This window comes from Actinocrinis puniceicyclus, assembly GCF_018283645.1.
Taxonomy (GTDB): domain Bacteria; phylum Actinomycetota; class Actinomycetes; order Streptomycetales; family Catenulisporaceae; genus Actinocrinis; species Actinocrinis puniceicyclus.
Genome location: NZ_JAGSXH010000264.1, coordinates 1 through 2,508 on the forward strand (window position 1 = coordinate 1; position 2,508 = coordinate 2,508).

3 protein-coding genes and 1 pseudogene are annotated in these 2,508 nt (G+C 71.2%); all 4 read right to left on the minus strand.

Annotated features, from left to right (window positions below; translation table 11 throughout):
• On the minus strand, positions 1-203 hold a 203-nt coding region (locus KGA66_RS28575), incomplete at its 3' end, for a thioredoxin family protein (protein WP_211472652.1).
• A gap of 28 nt (positions 204-231) precedes the next feature.
• The gene (locus tag KGA66_RS28580) at positions 232-1,281 is read right to left on the minus strand and encodes a permease (protein ID WP_211472654.1); all 1,050 of its coding nucleotides are present in this window, start codon (positions 1,279-1,281) and stop codon (positions 232-234) included.
• Entirely contained in the window at positions 1,278-1,625 is a 348-nt protein-coding gene (locus KGA66_RS31905; protein WP_211472656.1) for an ArsR/SmtB family transcription factor, read from the minus strand. The genes KGA66_RS28580 and KGA66_RS31905 overlap by 4 nt, the downstream gene beginning before the upstream one ends.
• 426 nt (positions 1,626-2,051) lie before the next feature.
• A pseudogene (locus KGA66_RS32360) lies at positions 2,052-2,407 on the minus strand (metalloregulator ArsR/SmtB family transcription factor).
• Positions 2,408-2,508: the final 101 nt, after the last annotated feature.

The following is a 2,508-nucleotide window of genomic DNA, read 5'->3' on the forward strand; positions in this document are numbered from 1 at the left end:
GGGGTGGGCACGCGGCCTGAGACGAGGACTTTCTCGTCCACGACCAGGGCGGGGGTGCTCATCACGCCGTAGCCCATGATGGCGCCGTAGTCGGTGACCTTCTCGATCGTGGCCTCAAGGCCCAGGGCGGCGACGGCGTCGCGGGTGGCGCGCTCGAGGTTCACGCAGTTGGTGCAGCCGGGGCCGAGCACTTTGATCTTCACGGTGTCTTCCTTAGGGAGGGGTTGGCTGTCAGGTCAGGACGGCGTTGAACAGGTAGCCGACCGCGACGATCCCGGCTGCGACGACGGCGACGAAGGTGGCCAGCAGTTGGGGCCGCAGCACCCGGCGCAGCAGGATCATCTCCGGCAGCGAGAGGGCGACCACGCTCATCATGAACGCCAGCAGGGTGCCCATCGGCAGGCCTTTTTCGTGCAGGGCCTGCACCAACGGCATGATCCCGGCGGCGTTGGAGTACAGCGGCACGCCGATGGCGACGGCGACCAGGACGCCGAAGGCGTTGCCCGCACCGGCGTAGGTGGTGAACAGGCGCGCCGGGGCCCAGCCGTGGATCACGGCGCCCAGCGCGATGCCCACCAGCAGGTACGGCCAGATCTTGCGCAGGATGCTGACGACTTCCTCGGCGCCCATCTGCAGGCGGTCGGCGAGGCTCAGGCCTGCGGTGGAGTCGATGACCTGGCCGCCGAGGCGGGTTTCGAACACGAACGGCTCGACCCAGCGCGCCACCCCGAGGCGCCCGAGGGTGAAGCCCGCCGTGACGGCGATCGTCAGGCCGGCGGCGACGTAGAGCGCTGCGATCTTCCAGCCGAACAGGGTGAACAGCATGCCGATCGCGATCTCGTTGACCAGGGGGCTGGCGATCAGGAAGCTTAGGGTCACCCCGATCGGCACGCCCGCGGCGACGAAGCCGATGAACGCGGGCACCGCGCTGCAGGAGCAGAACGGGGTGATCACGCCCAGGCCGGCGGCCATGACGTTGCCCGCGCCTTCGCGTTTTCCGCCGAGCAGTGCGCGGGTGCGCTCCAGGCTCATGTAGGAGCGCAGGACCGTGACGGTGAAGATGATGCCGACCAGCAGCAGGGTGATCTTGACGGTGTCGTAGGCGAAGAAGTGGATCGCGCTGCCCAGTCGGCCGGCCGGGTTCAGTCCCGCGGCGCCGTAGAGCAGGTGGTCCCACAGCGGCTCGTTGAGCAGGTAGGCGCCGATCCAGGCCGCCGCCGCGCCGGCCAGGGCCAGTGCCCGGGTGCGGGGCGAGGCGGGCAGGTGCTCGGCGATGCTCACGGCCGCACCCGCTCGGCGGCGGGCATCGCGGGCAGGGCGGCGTGCAGGCGGTCCAGGGCGTCGTCGGCCAGGGCGTAGTCGATCCAGCGGCCCCGGCGGCTGGTGGTGACCAGCCCGGCCTCGCGCAGCAGCTTAAGGTGGTAGCTGAGCAGGTTCGCCGGGACCGGCACGTGTTCCTGCAGGTTGCACACGCACGACGGGCCGCCGGTCAGCCGTGCCAGCACCGCCCAGCGCACCGGGTCGGCCACGACCTGCAGCAGGGACACCGCCGCGGCGCCCTGCCCGGCGGTGTCCGTCCCGACGGGGGCGCCCACTGATACTTCAGTCACAGTTGATTCAACCACGCTTGAAATGTAGGCACGCCGCCGTCCGGCGGTCAAGCTCGACGGCCCGCGCCGCACCCACCCGGGCCAAAGACAGGCCGAACGCGGTGACCGGTGCGTGCCCTGCGGCGGCAGGGCGCGGGACGTTCGCCCCCGCGCGCCGCCGGCATCGCGGGCGAGGATCGCAGTCACGGCAGCCGACGTCGTAGTCACCATGGGCTGCGGGGACGCCCGCCCCGCCTTGCCCGGCGAGCCCTACCTGGATGGGAACCGGATGGCCCCGAGTGCCTGGGCGCCGAGCAGGTACGTCCCATCCGCGACGAGATCGACAAGCGCGTGCGCGGCCTGCTGCGCGCGACCTGAACGTCCCGGTCGCCGCCTCGCGGCGAGCGCTGTTGTGTCACGGCGCAGCTCGCTGCCGGCGCGTCCCGTGACCACACGCGCCGGTCAGCGCAGGTCCAGCAGCCCGGCCAAGGCGGCGACCACGGCCGGGTCGACCCGGTAGTACACCCAGGTCCCGCGCCGCTGCGCGGTGAGCAGACCCGCCTCGCGCAGCTTCTTCAGGTGGTGGGAGACGGTGGGCTGTGAGACACCCACGTCCTGGATATCGCACAGCACGCCTCGCCGCCGGTGTGCGCGGCGATCCGGGAGAACAGGCGCAGCCGCACCGGATCAGCCAGGGCCTTGAACATCCCCGCCATCCGCGCCGCGTCCACCTGCGACAGCGCAGCCGAGCTCAGCGGCGGGCAGCACGCCGCGGCCCCGCGGACGGCGAGCGCAAGCACGGAACCCTGATTCGACATGCATCTATCTTGACAGTCGTCTATGCACTCCGGCAAGCTCTGCATAGACAAACGTCGAATCAGTGGCCGGTCCGCCCGCCGCCCGCCCGACACCGGAGAGA